Annotated in this window: 14 protein-coding genes; 6 read left to right on the forward strand and 8 right to left on the reverse strand. The window is 43.8% G+C overall.

The window, feature by feature from the left end; all coding sequences use genetic code 11:
- Positions 1 to 48 precede the first annotated feature (48 nt).
- Positions 49 to 1,437: an aminopeptidase P family protein gene (locus QUB08_RS17910; protein WP_333225968.1), complete on the reverse strand. Its 1,389-nt coding sequence runs from the start codon at positions 1,435 to 1,437 to the stop codon at positions 49 to 51.
- A gap of 395 nt (positions 1,438 to 1,832) precedes the next feature.
- Here QUB08_RS17910 and QUB08_RS17915 point away from each other — a divergent pair, with 395 nt between their 5' ends.
- Both QUB08_RS17915 and QUB08_RS17920 read left to right on the forward strand, forming a co-directional pair.
- Entirely contained in the window at positions 1,833 to 2,276 is a 444-nt protein-coding gene (locus QUB08_RS17915; RefSeq protein WP_333225969.1) for a DUF4332 domain-containing protein, read from the forward strand.
- 78 nt (positions 2,277 to 2,354) lie between these two features.
- Entirely contained in the window at positions 2,355 to 2,714 is a 360-nt protein-coding gene (locus QUB08_RS17920) for a Spx/MgsR family RNA polymerase-binding regulatory protein (protein ID WP_333225970.1), read from the forward strand.
- Positions 2,715 to 2,716: 2 nt separating this feature from the next.
- Here QUB08_RS17920 and QUB08_RS17925 read toward each other — a convergent pair whose 3' ends face one another.
- From QUB08_RS17925 to QUB08_RS17940, 4 genes are all read right to left on the reverse strand, one after another.
- A complete protein-coding gene (locus tag QUB08_RS17925) occupies positions 2,717 to 3,145 on the reverse strand; it encodes a GNAT family N-acetyltransferase (protein ID WP_333225971.1) in 429 nt (142 codons plus the stop codon).
- Positions 3,135 to 4,745 (reverse strand): cyclic peptide export ABC transporter, encoded by a 1,611-nt coding sequence (locus QUB08_RS17930; protein WP_333225972.1) that lies wholly within the window; start codon positions 4,743 to 4,745, stop codon positions 3,135 to 3,137. The genes QUB08_RS17925 and QUB08_RS17930 overlap by 11 nt, the downstream gene beginning before the upstream one ends.
- 136 nt (positions 4,746 to 4,881) lie before the next feature.
- The gene (locus QUB08_RS17935; protein WP_445300932.1) at positions 4,882 to 5,508 is read right to left on the reverse strand and encodes a Uma2 family endonuclease; all 627 of its coding nucleotides are present in this window, start codon (positions 5,506 to 5,508) and stop codon (positions 4,882 to 4,884) included.
- A 123-nt stretch (positions 5,509 to 5,631) separates the two neighbouring features.
- Positions 5,632 to 7,203, reverse strand: a complete 1,572-nt coding sequence (locus tag QUB08_RS17940) for an NAD(P)H-quinone oxidoreductase subunit N (RefSeq protein WP_333225981.1) — start codon at positions 7,201 to 7,203, stop codon at positions 5,632 to 5,634.
- Positions 7,204 to 7,468: 265 nt separating this feature from the next.
- Between QUB08_RS17940 and QUB08_RS17945 the strand changes: the two genes are divergently transcribed.
- The 4 genes from QUB08_RS17945 to QUB08_RS17960 all read left to right on the forward strand — a co-directional run bounded on the left by QUB08_RS17945 (position 7,469) and on the right by QUB08_RS17960 (position 11,050).
- On the forward strand, positions 7,469 to 7,684 hold the full coding sequence (locus tag QUB08_RS17945) for a hypothetical protein (protein ID WP_333225973.1): 216 nt from the start codon (positions 7,469 to 7,471) through the stop codon (positions 7,682 to 7,684).
- A gap of 35 nt (positions 7,685 to 7,719) precedes the next feature.
- The gene (locus tag QUB08_RS17950) at positions 7,720 to 8,709 is read left to right on the forward strand and encodes an ABC transporter substrate-binding protein (protein WP_333225974.1); all 990 of its coding nucleotides are present in this window, start codon (positions 7,720 to 7,722) and stop codon (positions 8,707 to 8,709) included.
- Entirely contained in the window at positions 8,706 to 10,799 is a 2,094-nt protein-coding gene (locus QUB08_RS17955; protein ID WP_333225975.1) for a SpoIIE family protein phosphatase, read from the forward strand. Before QUB08_RS17950 ends, QUB08_RS17955 begins: the two co-directional genes overlap by 4 nt.
- 194 nt (positions 10,800 to 10,993) lie before the next feature.
- On the forward strand, positions 10,994 to 11,050 hold the full coding sequence (locus QUB08_RS17960) for a hypothetical protein (RefSeq protein WP_333225982.1): 57 nt from the start codon (positions 10,994 to 10,996) through the stop codon (positions 11,048 to 11,050).
- 69 nt (positions 11,051 to 11,119) lie between these two features.
- On the opposite strand, the gene QUB08_RS17965 is transcribed toward QUB08_RS17960, so the two are convergent.
- The 3 genes from QUB08_RS17965 to QUB08_RS17975 all read right to left on the reverse strand — a co-directional run.
- Positions 11,120 to 12,133, reverse strand: a complete 1,014-nt coding sequence (locus QUB08_RS17965) for a poly(ethylene terephthalate) hydrolase family protein (RefSeq protein ID WP_333225976.1) — start codon at positions 12,131 to 12,133, stop codon at positions 11,120 to 11,122.
- Positions 12,134 to 12,359: 226 nt separating this feature from the next.
- A complete protein-coding gene (locus QUB08_RS17970; RefSeq protein ID WP_333225977.1) occupies positions 12,360 to 13,736 on the reverse strand; it encodes a response regulator in 1,377 nt (458 codons plus the stop codon).
- A partial coding sequence (locus tag QUB08_RS17975; protein WP_333225978.1) for a PAS domain S-box protein occupies positions 13,733 to 16,214 on the reverse strand: 2,482 nt, incomplete at its 5' end. The genes QUB08_RS17970 and QUB08_RS17975, both read right to left, overlap by 4 nt.

Here is a 16,214-nt window from a genome sequence, read left to right on the forward strand (position 1 = left end):
TTTTCACCCCTGATGGAACTGCGTATGTGCGATCGAACTCGGCTCTACTTACGTATTTACCGCAACTAACTCCTCAATCTCCGGAGCTTTAGTGGGCAATTTCCCTGTCAATACTTCTCTACCCTCATTGATTACAAGTATATCATCTTCTATGCGTATCCCTCGCACATCTGCGAATTTTTCCAACTTTTCCCACTTAACAAAGTCTTTATATTTGGCGCGGTTTTCAGAGTTATTTAAAATTGCCGGAACTTGATAAAATCCCGGTTCGATCGATACCAGCATTCCCGATCGCAAAACTCGATTCAGCCGTAAAAATCCCAACCCAAAGCGACTGCTTCTGGTTCTTCCTTCTTCATAGCCAGCCAAATCCCCTAAATCTTCCATATCGTGAACATCCAAACCGATTAAATGTCCGATACCGTGTACAAAAAATAGCGCGTGAGCATCCATTTCCACCAAGTCTTCAACATTGCCCCGCAAGATACCCAAATCAATTAATCCTTCCGCCATAATTCGAGCAGCTAATAGATGAATGTCTTGATATTCCACCCCGGGACTAACTTTATCAATACAAGCATCATGCGCTGCCAAAACTACATCATAAATAGCTCTTTGAGTCGGAGAAAACTTGCCAGAAACAGGCCAAGTTCGAGTCACATCAGCCGCCCATCCCGTTGATGTTTCCGCACCAACATCTGCTAACAACAAATCTCCTGTTTGTAGGGCATTGTGATAATGTTCGCTGTGCAGCACTTCTCCATGCACAGTAACGATACTAGGATACGCATAGGTCATTTTTTCCGAGATGATGACACTTTCCATTGCAGCGCGCACCCCTGCTTCAATTTGAGCATTTCCAGTTGCCGCCATTCCCGCTTTGTGAGCTTCTACGGTGACAGCCGCAGCTTGACGCAATTCGGCCAAACTGGCTGCATCGTGGCTCAGGCGCAGAGATATGATTGCCTGAGTTAATTCTAAGTCGATACCTGTTGGCGAGTTGGGCGGTGCCAGAGGGCGATCGAGAATTTGAGACTGTTGCAACTGAGTCCAAGAATCCTGAAGGGCGATCGTTGCTGCATTTGTCGTTCGCCCTTTCAATTCGGCCATTGGGAAAGCAGCATCAGCCCCAATTAGTTCGGCAATTTCTGCTCTTTTCGGCATTTCTCCGTGCCAAAGCGTGCTGCTAGCAGGTGCCTCATCTAAGAACAATTCTAATTTCCCCGATTCTAAGCGAATCGCAGCATTTTCTAAGGGCAAACCAGCAAAATATAGAAAGTGACTACTGGCACGAAAGGGATAAGTAAGTGCCGGATAATTGCGAGGAATGCTGCGCCCCGACCATAAAATTACCGGAAAATTAATTAAACGGGCAAGTTTTTGGCGCCGTTGGTGTAGAATATTAGTTAACAAATCATCACCTTCTGTAATTGTCATGGGTAAAAACCTATAATTTTGAGTTGGGTTTGCAGTCAGCCACAAGTTTTTGCATTCTCAGCATTAAAGCACTAAAATTATGACTGCCAACTTGGCAGCCATTTTTGCGAAAATTGTCATCGGTAACTTCTTTTTTGCTAGCATTTATAGGCTGTCTTTTTTATAGTCTTTGTCGTCATCGCCCGGATGATTTGGTTAAGCAGTAAGCCTAATCCACAGGCAGGAAAACCGGCTGAAAGTGCTACTTTGCAGGAAATTAGCAGAAATATCACAACACCCGCAATTAGTCAAATTCCTGGGTCTGGTTTTTGTTGATTGGGTGACGTGAGCGAGATCCTCTATTGACTGTTTGATATATGAGACTTTAAAGTATAAGTAAAGTTCACTGAAAAAACATGAAAATTTCACACAAAGCTCCTCAAACTTCAGCGCAAGTACGCGATTGGCCGATCGCACACTTACCGGGATTGAGCAAGGAAAACCAATCTCAACTGGAAGAGTGCAGCATCACCACAACCGGACAACTAATTCGCATGACGAAAACACCGGCGGCGAAAATGTTGCTAGCGCATCAATTACAGATTAACATTCAATATGTTAATAAATGGGTAGCGATGGCAAATTTGGCTCGAATTCCAAGTGTAGGGTGTCAGTATTGCGGGCTGTTACTTCACGCCGGCGTTGCTTCTCCGGCTCAATTGGCTCAAATGCCCGTGGAGAGATTGCACCAACAAGTTTTAAGGCTGCACGTAGCGACAATGCAGCGCAATGACTTGACTCCTTCAGTCGATCGCGTGCAAAAATGGGTTCAACAAGCTAGATTAGTCAGTAGTCATTAGTCAGTTGTTAGTTGTCAGTTGTTATTAGCCAACAGTCAGCAGTCAACAGTCAGCAGTCAACAGTCAACAGTCATTATTATGTCAATTCAAGTTTACGGAATCCCGAACTGCGGAACCTGCAAAAAAGCTTTCCAGTGGCTCAAAGATAGCGATGTTAATTACGAGTTCATTAACACCAAAGAACAGCCGCCGAATCGCGAAACAATTCAAAGCTGGGTAGCTGCTTTGGGTTTTGAACCCATGCGAAATACTTCCGGTCAATCTTACCGCGCTTTGGGCGACGACAAGAAAAATTGGACTAGCGAACAGTGGGTGGAGGCTTTTGCTAAGGATGCGATGCTGCTTAAACGTCCTCTTTTCGTTAAAGATGGAATGGCTGTTTTAGTAGGTTTCAAAGAAGACGTAATTCGAGAAAGATTGGGGCTTTCAACAAGCTGAGTTCAGCCTGTTGTTCGCCGCATAAACTTCATCTCGCCCACATCATCTGTGAAACCCCAACGCTCGTAAAACGGCATCATGTTCGGCAAACAGTTAAGAGCAAAGTTCTCGACAGCTTGCAATTCTGGATGATTTAAAACTGCATCCATCAACTTCGCACCCAGTCCCATCTTTCTGTGCGTCAGCTTGATAATGACATCAAAAATCATCGCTCTGTATACGAAATCGGTGATAACGCGAGTAAAAGCAATTAGCCGATCGCTCTCATCGACAAAACCAATGATAACATCAGTTGCCGCCAGCATTTTCACAACATCTTCCCGCGTCCGCTTGTCGCTCCAGAACTCGTTTTTGTACAAATCCATCAAGTCGGAAACCTGGCTTTCGGTCAAAGTTTCGACAATTCGGTAGTTATCCATTTTATCGGTCATACTCTACTTTACCGTAATCTAGTTTAATTGCGCGATCGGCAATATCAAAATAGCGATCGTCGTGACTAATCACAAAAACCGTTTTCCCCCGCCGCTTCAACTCCGGTAGCAACTGCTTGTAAAAAATATCCCGGAAAAACGGGTCTTGATCCGAAGCCCATTCATCAAACAAATAAATCGGTCTATCTTCCAAATACGCCGTCAGCAAAGCCAGCCGCTTTCGCTGTCCCTGAGACAAAGCCGTAGTTGACAAAACTCCATCTTTCACCTGAACTTTATTTTCCAAATGAAACTCTCGCAAATATTCAGCAGCCTGCTTGTCCAAATCGTGATTAGTCAGACCCAAAAGCCTTTCAAACAGATAGAAATCCGAATAAATCGCAGAAAAATGCTGCCTGTACCACTCTCGATTTTCCTCAGTAATTGGCTGGCCATCTAAGAGAATTTTTCCCGATTCAGGAATGTACAAACCAGTGATTAACTTAGCTAAAGTAGACTTACCGCTGCCGTTACCGCCAATTATAAACACCAATTGACCCGGATGAAACTTCAAATTAAGCTCGCCCAAAATAAAATTGCTGTCTTCTTTTTCTCCGGGATAGCTGTGAATTACTCGATTTAACTCCAGCGTATCCCACTGAGCCGTGTCAGGCAGTTTAACTGTTGAATTTATCTCAGCTTGACTTGCCAAGGCCAATCCCATTCTCTCTATCTTTTCCACCGAAGTATTAGCACGAAAAAGCGCCGGCAACCTTTGCAAAATATTGTTAAACGGAGACATCAAATAGGTACTTGTCAGAATGTAAGCTGACAAAACCGGAGTAGAAACCGGCACAAATTTGGGTAAAACAAATAACAACAAACCCATCAGCATAAAAAACAGCAACTGCCCAACTCCCATCGCAACTGCACCAGTATTCAAAGCAGTCACGTTATAATCGCGGGAAGCATCAGCACTCCCCTGCAATTCTTCCGTAAAAAACTCTTGGCGGCGCAAGGAATGCAGTTTTAGTTCCTTAATTCCCTCAGTAATACTGCGAAAATGCTTAAACAATATATCTTGTTCTTCTCTGGCTAAATCGAAGAATTTACGCATTTTATTGAGCAACAACTGCACCGTGCCAATCGTCAGCACCAAAAAACTAAATACAACAACAAAAACTGTACCCGAAATTGTGCTTAAATAAGTTAAGCAGCCGACAACAACGGCGATATCAACACAGAGAAAAGGAATTAAAAATATAGTATTAGAAAGCGTTCCCACATCATCTGTGAGAGTGGCCAGCAAGCGGTTAGCGCCCAACTCTTCCAAATTCCGCAAAGGAGTAGACAAAATGCCACGGCTCAAACTCAGACGCAAATTATAAACAGCTTCTTGAGAAAGGTAGATTAACAAAAATTGCGATATGACTCCGGCGAGGAGAGCCAAAACTGCTAATCCGGCAAAATACCAGACTAAATTCTGATTGGAATTGTCGCTGATGGCGCGGTTGATTAGAGCAATTAACATAGCGCTGCACCCGCCGCTAATTAAGCCGGTGAGTATGGCAATGGAAACATTTAACCAAGAAGCTTTTAATAGTAACCAAATTACATTCATCTAATTTTACTCTTAATTTAAATTGTGAAACTCTGGAATAAACCAACCAAATCCCCTACCTCTTGGTTACAATCTCGCTCGCCACTGAATTTGATTCAGAAGTCGGGGATTTGCAGAAACCAACAAATTAATTTGATTATTGTACTTCTGTTCCAGAGGTTTCAAATACCACTTTTGCATAAATCTCGCTCATCGAGATTTGCACTCCCAAGGAAGCAAAAGAAACTGTTGCTGTCTCTCCCTCATATTCCCGAAACAACCATTCATTCGATTCGGTTTTAATATATTGTGCGACTAAAAACTCAGATTGATTGACTAACACATATTCACAGAATTCAGGGATAGATCGATAAAACCGAAACTTATCCTCTCGATCGAAATCTTTGGTAGACTTAGAAAGCACTTCCACTATGAGCATCGGATTGAGAATCTCATCACTGCGTCCCTCGGTAAAAACTGGCTCCCCTTCAATCACCATCACATCCGGGTAAGTTCCCCGTCGGTACCGAGGAATCCACAACCGCAAATCGTTGTGAAAAAGCTCATAGGGCTGCCCCTCAAGCAAATTTCCCACGACTCTACTCAAATTTCGGATAATCCGGCTGTGATTAATACTACCACCACTCATTTTTACAATTTCTCCATCGCGGTATTCATTTCTAAACTCAGCAGTTTCTTCTAAGTCCCGGTACTCATCTGGAGTATAAAACTTTTTCTTACTTTGTACTAACATTGTTGCCTCTGTACTAACTTTTATCTGCATTTATCTGTGTTTATCTGCCTACATCTGCGGTCAAAAATCATAATTAACAGTATATCACAACAAAAAAGAAACGCCCAACTTCAAAGAGTCAGGCGTTTTCTACTATTTCAAAACCCGGAAAATTTAATCCCGGCTAGACAACAAATTCGATTCAATTTTCGCACCCACAACAGGTTGCACATGACTTAATGCCGACTGCAACATGGGAGTTTTGGTGATAGTATCAGTCGCCAAATTAAACAAAGGGTTTGACAAAATTCCTGCCAATGTTGTGGCAACCAAAGTTAGTACAACACTGACTTGCAAAGGCCGCATTCCCTGAAGGTTCCAGCGAATTTCGGGATAATTTTTTACCGCGTCTGACATTTCTTGAGGTTCTTTTACTACCATCATCTTGACAACGCGGATGTAGTAGTAAATCGAAACTACGCTGGTAATTAATCCCAGAATAACTAAGCCGTAAAGTCCTGCTTGCCAGCCAGCCCAGAACAGATAGATTTTGCCGAAAAATCCAGCCAGGGGCGGAATTCCACCGAGAGAAAGCAGGCAAATACTTAAGGCTAAAGTTAACAGCGGGTCTTTTTGGTACAAACCTGAGTATTCGCTAATTTGGTCGGTTCCTGTCCGCAGCGAGAACAGGATGATGCAGGCGAAAGCACCCAAGTTCATAAACAGGTAAACCAACATATAAAATATCATGCTGGAGTAACCGGCTTCGGTTCCTGCAATCAAACCCAGCATTACAAAACCGGCTTGGGCGATCGACGAATAAGCCAAAAGCCGCTTCATGCTAGTCTGGGCGAGGGCAACCACATTTCCCAACACCATGCTGAGAATGGCTAAGGCCGTAAACACGAACTGCCACTGTTCGATAAGTGCGGGGAAAGCAGTTGTTAACAAGCGGATTGCTAGGGCAAAACCGGCTGCTTTGGAACCCACAGAAAGAAAGGCAACAACGGGTGTAGGAGAACCTTCGTAAACGTCAGGAGTCCATTGGTGGAAGGGAACCGCAGAGATTTTGAAGGCGATTCCGGCGATCGTAAAAACCAAAGCAATCACCAAACCGAGAGATTGACCTTCATTGACAGTAGAAAGGTTAGCAGCGATCGCACTCAGCGTAGTTTGGCCGCCAGACAACCCGTACAGCAGCGAAAGCCCGTAGAGAAACACTGCCGAAGAAGACGACCCAATTAACAAATATTTCAAAGCAGCTTCATTGGAACGCGGGTCGCGTTTTGTGTAACCCGTCAGCAAATAAGACGAGATACTCAGAGTTTCCAACGAAATAAAAATCATCACCAATTCATCAGCGCCGCTGAGGAACATTCCCCCCAAAGTAGCGGTCAGCAAAATGCCGATAAATTCCGCTAAAGCAGTACCCGTTTGCAGTACATAGCGGACGGATATCAAAATAGTGACAGCCGTAGTCAAAGCGATAATTCCACGAAACACTAAACTCAAGGCATCGCTGTTAAAACCGCCCAGAAACGAGATGGTATCCGTGTTATCCCACTGCAAACACAAGGCAGCGACGGCGGCCAACAAACCCGCAACGGCAACGTAGGGAGTCCAACCCGAGGAACTGCGGCCTACGATTAAATCGCCGACGAGAACCACCAAGAGGGTGATGATGACAATTCCCTCTGGCAAGATAGTTCCAGCATTTAGCTGGGCAGCAAGAGTAGCAAAATCCATATTTTCAGGCAGGTTGGGTAGTACAAGCCGCAAAGGCTGTAATGGGCTGTGAACTTGTAAAAATTCTTTACCAAACACAGATTGTAGCGGATTACAGCTTCGCGATCCCAATTGGGCGGGTGTTTGTTGCCGGAGAGTTGATACTCGGTAGCGATTTTGCATACATTTGCGGGCATTGTAGAGATTGCCGCCTGATGCCACCTGGGACGAGAGTCGCGATCGACCATAACTGCCACAATGTAGAAAGTTAAACCAGTAATGTGGCATGACTGACTCGCTAAGTGCCTACAAACGGCAGATTCTCAATGACTTCAACAACCGCCCCGACTACGAAAATGAATTTCACAAACTGGCTGCAACTCGGTTAGTAGAATTGGCAAAAGTGCGATCGGGCAAGCTTGTTCTAGATATCGCCGCCGGAACAAGTTTAGTGGCTATTGCGGAAGATGCACTTAGGTCGATCGGGATCAAGAAAATATGAGTCGGCTTTTCTACACCAGGAATCCTCTAGCTAGTATGTCTAAATTACTCAATTACATCTGTATATTTATTACCTGCTGGCTGCTGTTTGCTTGTCAGTCTTCGGCACCTCTAAAAGTAAAACCTCCTGCCCTAAAAGTATCTTGTGTTCCTTTTGTTGGCTATACACCTCTGATCATTGCTCAAGAGAAAGGATTCTTCAAAGCGCAAGGGGTAGACGTGGATCTCAGCTATATAAAGCACTCACAATTGCTTTTCGCGGATTTCAGTGCAGGGAAGTATGATGCGATCGCATTGACCTTGGGCGATTTTGTGATTTTGAGTGCCACATATCCTGATATGCAAGCTGTGATGGTTGTGGATGAATCGACAGGGGCAGATGTGGTAGTCGCGCAATCGGATATTAAAACAATCCCTAACTTGAAAGGAAAAAAGCTTGGTGCAACTCTAGGCGACTTTAGCGAGGTTTTCGTTACTGAGATGTTGAAAACCTCTAAGCTGACAAGCGATGATGTTAGACTGGTTAAAGTCGAGACTTTTGAAGTTTCCAATCGCTTACAAAACAATGCTATCCAAGCAGGACACACTTGGGAACCCTATCTTTCTGAAGCATTAAAATTAGGGGCGCATATCCTGTTTACAAGCAAACAAACCCCAGGCTTAATTTTGGATTTAATCGCGTTTCGGGGTGAGGTGATACGCCATCGCCCCGAAGATATTCGCGCCTTTGTGCGAGGCTGGCTTCAAGGCTTGTCATATTGGGAAGCAAATATTCCCGAAGGAAAGGAGATCGTCAGCAAAGCATTGAATATTCCCATCAATACCATTTCTTTCGACGGAATAGACTTTACTGACTTTGCAGACAATCAAAATTTCTTTCAATCAAACAGTCATAATTATATCTACAAAACTGCCAAAAAATATACGGACTTTTTTATTCGCGCTGGCAATGTGACGCGCCTTCCCAATCTAGAAACCTTGTTCAATTCTTCTTTCTTAACCCCCCCTCCTAGTCTCAAACCATGAAGCGATTGTTTTTCAACAGCATTCGTACAAAGTTAATCGTGTCGTTTCTCGTCGTTGCTCTGATTCCGTTGCTGTTGCTAGCATTTGTCAACAAGCAGACAACTGAAAAGGCATTGACCGACAACGCACGACAAGCGCTATCTGCGGCGGCTAACGAAACCGCTTACAGAATAGATGGGTTTATCGATGGGAATCTCAATGCCGTGCGCGTAGAAGCGATTTTACCAGGTTTGGCTGCCTATCTGGGCATACCTCCAGAACGGCGAAATGGTAGTCCCCAAGAGATGTTAGCGACTGAAACCTTAACCAGGCTCAGTCGCAAAGATACGCTTAATATTATCTCCTATGCCTTGCTAAACTTAAAGGGACGGAATGTACTCGATACGAATACACTGGATGTGGGACGAGATGAATCCGGTCAAGATTACTTCCAAGAACCGCTCAAAACTCAACTATCTTTTGTTTCTAGCATTAGGCAATCGCCGACAATTCCCAACCTCGTTACGCTCTTCTTTAGCAGTCCTGTTCGCGATGCGAAGGGAAATATATTGGGTGTATTGCGGGTGACATACAATGCCACATCTGTCCAGCAGTTGGTGAGTCGGAAAACTGAACGTGCAGGTGCGAAATCGTTAGCCGTTCTTTTAGATGAGAACTATATCCATTTGGCACATAGCACTACACCGGAACTCCTTTTCAAATCAATTGTACCTTTGTCACCCAATGTTGTAGTGAAACTGCAACGCGAAGGGCGTTTGCCTAAAAATATAACGGAAGAACTTGCAATCAATTTGCCCGACCTCAAGCAGGCTTTAGACACTAAACAGCCTTATCTAATCACACGATTGACAGCTACGGGTAATAATGAGTTAAGCCTCTTAGCGATCGCCCGCCTGCAATATCAACCTTGGTCAGTTCTTTTCGCACAACCCATTGCCGTTGCCCTAGCACCTGTAGAAAAACAAATACAGGATGCACTTCTTTTATTAGCAATCATCGCCACAATTGTAACTATCATCGCTTTGGCGATCGCACAACTATTAACCAAGCCTCTGATTTACCTCACCCAAGCGGTTGCCCAGTTTACGGCGGGTCACTTAGATATGCGTGTGAAGATGGGATCGCGAGACGAAATTGGTCTGCTAGCACGATCCTTCAACAGCATGGCGAGGCAAATTCAAGAATCATTTGAAACCCTCGAAGACAAAGTTAAAGAACGAACATCAGAACTCGCTAATGCTAATCAGGAAATCATTACCCTCAACGAAAAACTCAAAGTAGACAACCTCCGTTTAGGTGCAGAAGTGAATGTGGCGCGTCAGATCCAGCAAATGATTTTGCCTAACCCTCATGAACTGGAAATTGAGGGACTAGATATCGCCGGATACATGGAACCCGCCGATGAAGTAGGAGGGGACTACTACGACGTGCTACAGATCGAGGGTGTTGTCACACTGGCGATCGGTGATGTCACCGGACATGGCCTGGAAAGCGGCATTCTGATGCTGATGGCGCAAACCTCCGTTCGCACCCTGCAAGAGATTCGTGGACTAGATCCAGTTCGATTCCTGGATGTACTCAACCGTACCCTCTACAAAAACGTACAGCGCATGAATTCTGAGAAAAGTCTGACACTGGCGATTTTGAACTACTCCGAAGGACGGATCAGCATCAGCGGTCAGCATGAAGAAACGCTAGTGGTGCGAAAAAATGGAGAAGTTGAGCGCATCGACACGATCGATTTAGGTTTCCCGATCGCTTTAGATGATGATATCGCAGACTTCATCAGTCACATCCTGATTGAGCTAGAACCGGGAGATGGCGTGGTGCTATATACTGATGGCATTCCAGAAGCCTATAACATCCGCAAAAAGCAGTATGGACTTCAGCAACTGTGTGAAGTGATTAGTCAAAATTGGCACAAGTCAGCAGCAGAAGTTAAGGATGCGGTGATTGTAGATGTGCGGCAACATATTGGTAAGCAGAAAGTGTTTGATGATATTACGTTGCTAGTCTTTAAGCGGCAGGCTGACGTTACTGAAAAGGGAAATTTAGTTAATAATATTATACCAAATGAAATCCTAAAATGAAGAACCAAGTTTGAGGAATTCTTTAGGAAAGTAAGCTACTAAGAAAGAATTTATTTAACAGCAGACGAGTTAAAAATATTTTTGCCGAGCAGGGAAATCTACCTAATAAAGAAAAAATTTAGGCACTTTATGGGTTAAAAACTGGAGCGATTCAAAGCCTTACAGATGTAGCTGAACGTTTAGGTGTACATAGAATTACTGTACATAGATGCTTAAAACAATATAGTGATCGCGGTCTGTCAGATAAGTGATGCCAAATAATAAAAATGTAGGCACACTATCTATTAGCCTTAATCTATCTTACGTTTTTTTAGGTGGAGCTACTTAGAAGATGGTTGTGGAACTGCAACGGTGGTAACACGGACATTCGGATCGAGGGCGTCACCTTGAGAGTAAATATAATCCAATGCCGATCGATCTTTAAGCATATTTGCCCGCAAAAATAGCGCGCTCCAACGGGCGATCGTTTCAATACCCACGGCTCGCTCTAAGGTAGCAGTATTGCGATCGGGGTTCGCACCAGCGGGGTTATTAACATTGGTAATGCCGAAGTGATTTGCACCCATAACAGTAATCAAAGCTTTGGGTGGTGTTTGAATTTGGTCAAAGGTGCTTTGAGCTCGATCGGGCAGGGCGACACCATCGATAGATCCTTGAATTAACGCCACTGCAATGCCATCATTAGCAATGGCGACAAATTCATTTAAAATCGGATTGCGTAAGTTAGCTCCAAAAAATGCAGCCGCTAATAGTTCTTTCGGGCGCGTAAATGGCTCTTGACACAAATACAATTCTGGGAGGCATTTATTAGCAATCACCGATAACCCCACTGCACCACCAAAAGAATGACCCAATAAACCAAGGCGCTGCGTATCGATAACAGACGCGATCGGGGATGTGGGCTTTGTGTTTTCGATCGCCATTTGAGACAAAACCGCCGCAATTTGCGAAGTTTCCGACGCCAAATTAGGCGGTGAAGTGGGATTGAAGGGCGAAGGGCGCAAATGGTTCGGAACGACTACCACAAAGCCGTACCGCGCCACGTGGCTACCGTAATCTGAATAAAATGATTTATCTACAAGCGCACCTTGCAATAAAAGTACAATGGGGAAAGAGTAATTACCGGAATTAAGATCGGATGGTTTAGGATAATAAATGTCAGCTAAATCGTTATTAGCAGATATCGTCGTACTGTAAAAGCTAGTTTCTTTAAATGGCGGTGCATAATCGATTGTTGTAGCAAAGACTTTGCTAGCCAGGACAACAAACGCAGCAATTGCACAAACAATTGCTAGGGTTTTTGCCGAAAAAAAATTAGGGTGGAAATTCATCATTATTTTGGGTTTGAGAGTGCGTGCATAAGCTACGGAAAAAAAGCAAGTTGGCGAGGGTTGGGAATTTATTTAAGGAGCGTTGCCGGAAAAGGTTTCGGACTCTGTGACTAAGAGTATCAACTTGCCATTAATGGAAATTTGTGTAAAAATTCCCAATAAACTGACTCATAAATAAACAAGATTCCTGATTTGACACCATTTTTGACTACTTGGATTTTAGTATGGATTATAACCCGACCAAATCTTCTTTATTAAAACATTTTTTAGAGTGGTGAATCGGAATTTCGATGGCTAATGTCGCCCCTTTATCCGGTATCGAAAAACAACGGAGTTGCCCGCCGTGGTCGTCCACTACAATAACATAGCTAATCGATAACCCCAAACCCTTTCCTTGGCCCACTTTTTTCATTGTAAAAAAGGGTTCAAATATGCGTTGTTGAATATCTTCGGTTATGCCCGGCCCATTATCAGTAATATAAATACCCACTTGAGAGTCCGAGAGTAACTTCGTGCAAATAGTAATAGTAGGGATGGGGCTTTTATCATCTGCCTCTTTTGCCCAACTTTTTTGTGGCTGCAACGCATCAATCGCATTAGTCAGGATGTTCATAAAAACCTGATTCATTTGTCCCGCATAACATTCTATCTTTGGCAGCTCCTCATACTCTTTTACCACTTTAATTATCGTTTGGTCTGCTTCATCTTTCAGCCGATGCTGCAAAATCATCAGCGTACTTTCAAGCCCTTCATGGATATCCACCGCTTTCAACTCAGCTTCATCGAGTCGGGAAAAATTCCGCAGCGATTGCACTATTTCTTCGATTCGGTCAGCTCCTATGCTCATAGAAGCAATTAACTTCGGCAAGTCATTCCTGAGAAAAGTGAAATCGATTGCCTCCAGTTGTTCCTGGATAGCGTCTGTGGGATTGGGAAAATTTTCTGCGTAGAGTTGCACCAGCCTCAGCAAATCTTCAGTGTACTCCGTTATGGGACAGAGGTTCCCTTTAATGAAGCTAATCGGATTGTTAATTTCGTGAGCTACCCCTGCTACGACATTCCCTAAACTTGACATTTTCTCGCTTTGAATGAGTTGAGCTTGTGCATTTTGTAACTGTTGTAGAGCCAGCTCTAGTTGCTGGGATTTCTCCCGCTCTTTAGCTTCGGACTCCTGCAATCGCGCATTTTGCTCGTGCAGTTTTTTTTGCAAACGCTGGAGAGTTAGGTGATTTTCGACTCGAGCTAAAACTTCTTCTAAATGAAATGGCTTGGTGATGTAGTCTACTCCTCCCACAGCAAAGGCTTTGACTTTATCCAATACTTGATCTAAGGCGCTCAGGAAAATTACTGGAATACCCGAAGTTCTGCAATCCGCTTTTAGGTGTTGGCAAACTTCATAGCCGTTCATCTGGGGCATCGTGATGTCGAGCAAAATCAAATCGGGTGGAGTTGAACGCGCTGCTTTTAATGCCATCTCCCCGTTGATTACGCCCCGAACTTTATATCCTTTGTCCCTCAACATAGTGGATAAAAGACGCAGGTTGTCCGGGGTATCGTCAACCACTAAAAGATTGGCAACATGAGATTCTAATTGCTGGCTATTCATGGGATAATTTTTTCTGTTAATGCAGTAATTTTATCAAATCGAAAATCATGAATCCAATCGGTGAGAACCTCCGCAGAAGAAGTATCGGATTCAGCGATTGTGGCGACTAAACTTAAAATCAGGTCGGCATCAGCATCGATAGCTGCTTGATGTAACTGTATCACCCACTCCGTAGGCATTGCTACCAAAGTCGTCCTCAAAAATTCAGTTTCTTCCCCTGCTTTTACACTCAAGTCTTGACCCTCAATCTGAGATAATGTAAAGTTGGGTAAATCTTCATAGATATACTGTACCCCTAAATGTTCAGCCATTTTGGCAAAAATAACTTCTTCTTGAAAAGGCTTGCTCACAAAATCGTCACAGCCTGATGATAAAACAATGGCTCGCTCTTCCTCAAAAGCGCTAGCGGTCAACGCAACAATCGGGGTAGCCTCCTCTTGAATCTGGGCTTTAATTTGTCTGGTGGCCTCATACCCGTCTATCACAGGCATTTGCATATCCATCCAAATTAGGTGGGGTTTCCAAGTTTCCCAGATTCTAATAGCTTCTTGACCATTTACGGCTTCGCGCACCTCCAAGCCAAGCGGTTCGAGAAGATGAACCAATAGCAAACGGCTTTCCCATTTATCATCAACCACCAAGATGCGATATGAGGGTTGGTTGGGTTTTAAACCAATTACCCGCCTTCTCGATTGTCGAGGTTGAACTTCAGCCATCTCAGGGGAACTTATTTGGATATCAAAACTAAAAAGTGTTCCTCGATTCAAGGTACTGCTGACGGTAATATCTCCTCCCATCAGTTGTACGAATTGTCGGCTGATGGGTAAACCCAAGCCCGTTCCTTCTTGAGATTTCCGACCCGCGTCAGTTTGTACAAAAGGCTCAAATAAAGAATCTATCTCAGTAGGAGCAATGCCGTGCCCCGTGTCTTCTACTTCAAACGTAATAGTCCGTGGTTGGTTGTCTGTTGGGGACTTTTGTTTTGCACTAATTGCTGCAACCCGAAGCGTTACACTTCCCTTCATAGTAAACTTTATCGCATTTCCTAGCAGATTAATTAAGACTTGACGCAATTTACTTTCGTCAGTTTTTACATACTGAGGAATGTTAGAATTGATGTGCCAACTGAGCTGTAAACCTTTAGAATCAGCTTTGAGTTTGAGCATTTCTTCGAGAGAATGGAGCAAATGATACAGGTCAAAGCTAGTAGGATTTAAGGTGATCCGACCAGCCTCGATTTTAGACATTTCCAGCACGTCATTAATCAGCGTCAGCAAATGCTCGCCAGAACGACTAATGATGCCGATATGTTCCTGCTGTATGTGAGAAAGGGATGAGTCGCGTCCCAGCACTTGGGTAAAGCCGAGAATTGCATTGAGGGGAGTTCGCAATTCGTGACTCATTTTTGATAAAAATTCGCTTTTAGCCTTGTTAGCCGCATCTGCAACTTCTTTGGCTTGTTGTAAGGCTGCCTCTGCTTTTTTGCCCTCCGTAATATCGCTGGCTGTGCCAGTTATTCCTAGAATATTTCCTTCGGAATCCCGCACTACAATTGAAGTAAACCGGAGATTGACAGGTCTGCTGTCTTTAGCTAATTGTATAGTTTCATACTGAAATATGGACTCTCCATTCAGCATAGGTTGGAACATCTCGTTATCTTTGGGAAGTTGTTCATGTGGCTTGAAATCAGTGAATTTTCGCCCTATCATTTCTTCAGGGCAGTAGCCAAAAATCTGTTGGACGGCAGCATTGACAAAGGTATAACGCCCTTCAACATCAACTGACCAAATCATATCCTGCGATGTTTCAACTAAGTCACGGTATTTAGCCTCGCTTTCTTTGAGCGCTTCTTCTACCCTTTGACGATCGGTGATGTCGTTAGTGACTAAAAGAATACACGCTTCTCCACCCAGCTCAATAATATCTGCTGATACCAGCATCTTCCTCACCTCGCCTGAAGAAGTACGAAAATCAAATTCCTGGTTTCGAACCACTCCTGATTCTTGCAATAGCTGTTTGTATCTGTCACATTCTTCTAAATTAACCCAAAGATTCAACTCAATTGCTGTCAAACCAATTACCTCTTCGCGAGAGTAACTAAAAGTGCTGAGGAAGCTGTCGTTCACTTCGATGTAGCGTCCATCTGCGAATCGGGCGATCGCGATCGGGTTAGGACTGGAACGAAAGGCTTTAGAAAACTTTTCCTCAGACTTGCCCAAGGCTATTTCTGTCTGCATTCTGACAGCCATTTCCTGTTCCAATTCTTGCGTTCTTTCTATAACCTTACGTTCCAGCGTTCGCGAGTATTCCCCTAATTGGTCATAGAGTTGAGCATTATCAATAGAAATAGCAATTTGGGAAGATAAAAGTTTTAACAATTCTAGGCGATCAGTAGTAAAAACCCCTTCAGTCAGGTTATTTTCCAAATAAAGAAGGCCAGTCAGCTTACCTTGGTGTAGCAGAGGAGTACAAAGAATA

The sequence above is a fragment of the Microcoleus sp. BR0-C5 genome, assembly GCF_036705045.1.
In the GTDB taxonomy this organism is placed as follows: domain Bacteria; phylum Cyanobacteriota; class Cyanobacteriia; order Cyanobacteriales; family Microcoleaceae; genus Microcoleus.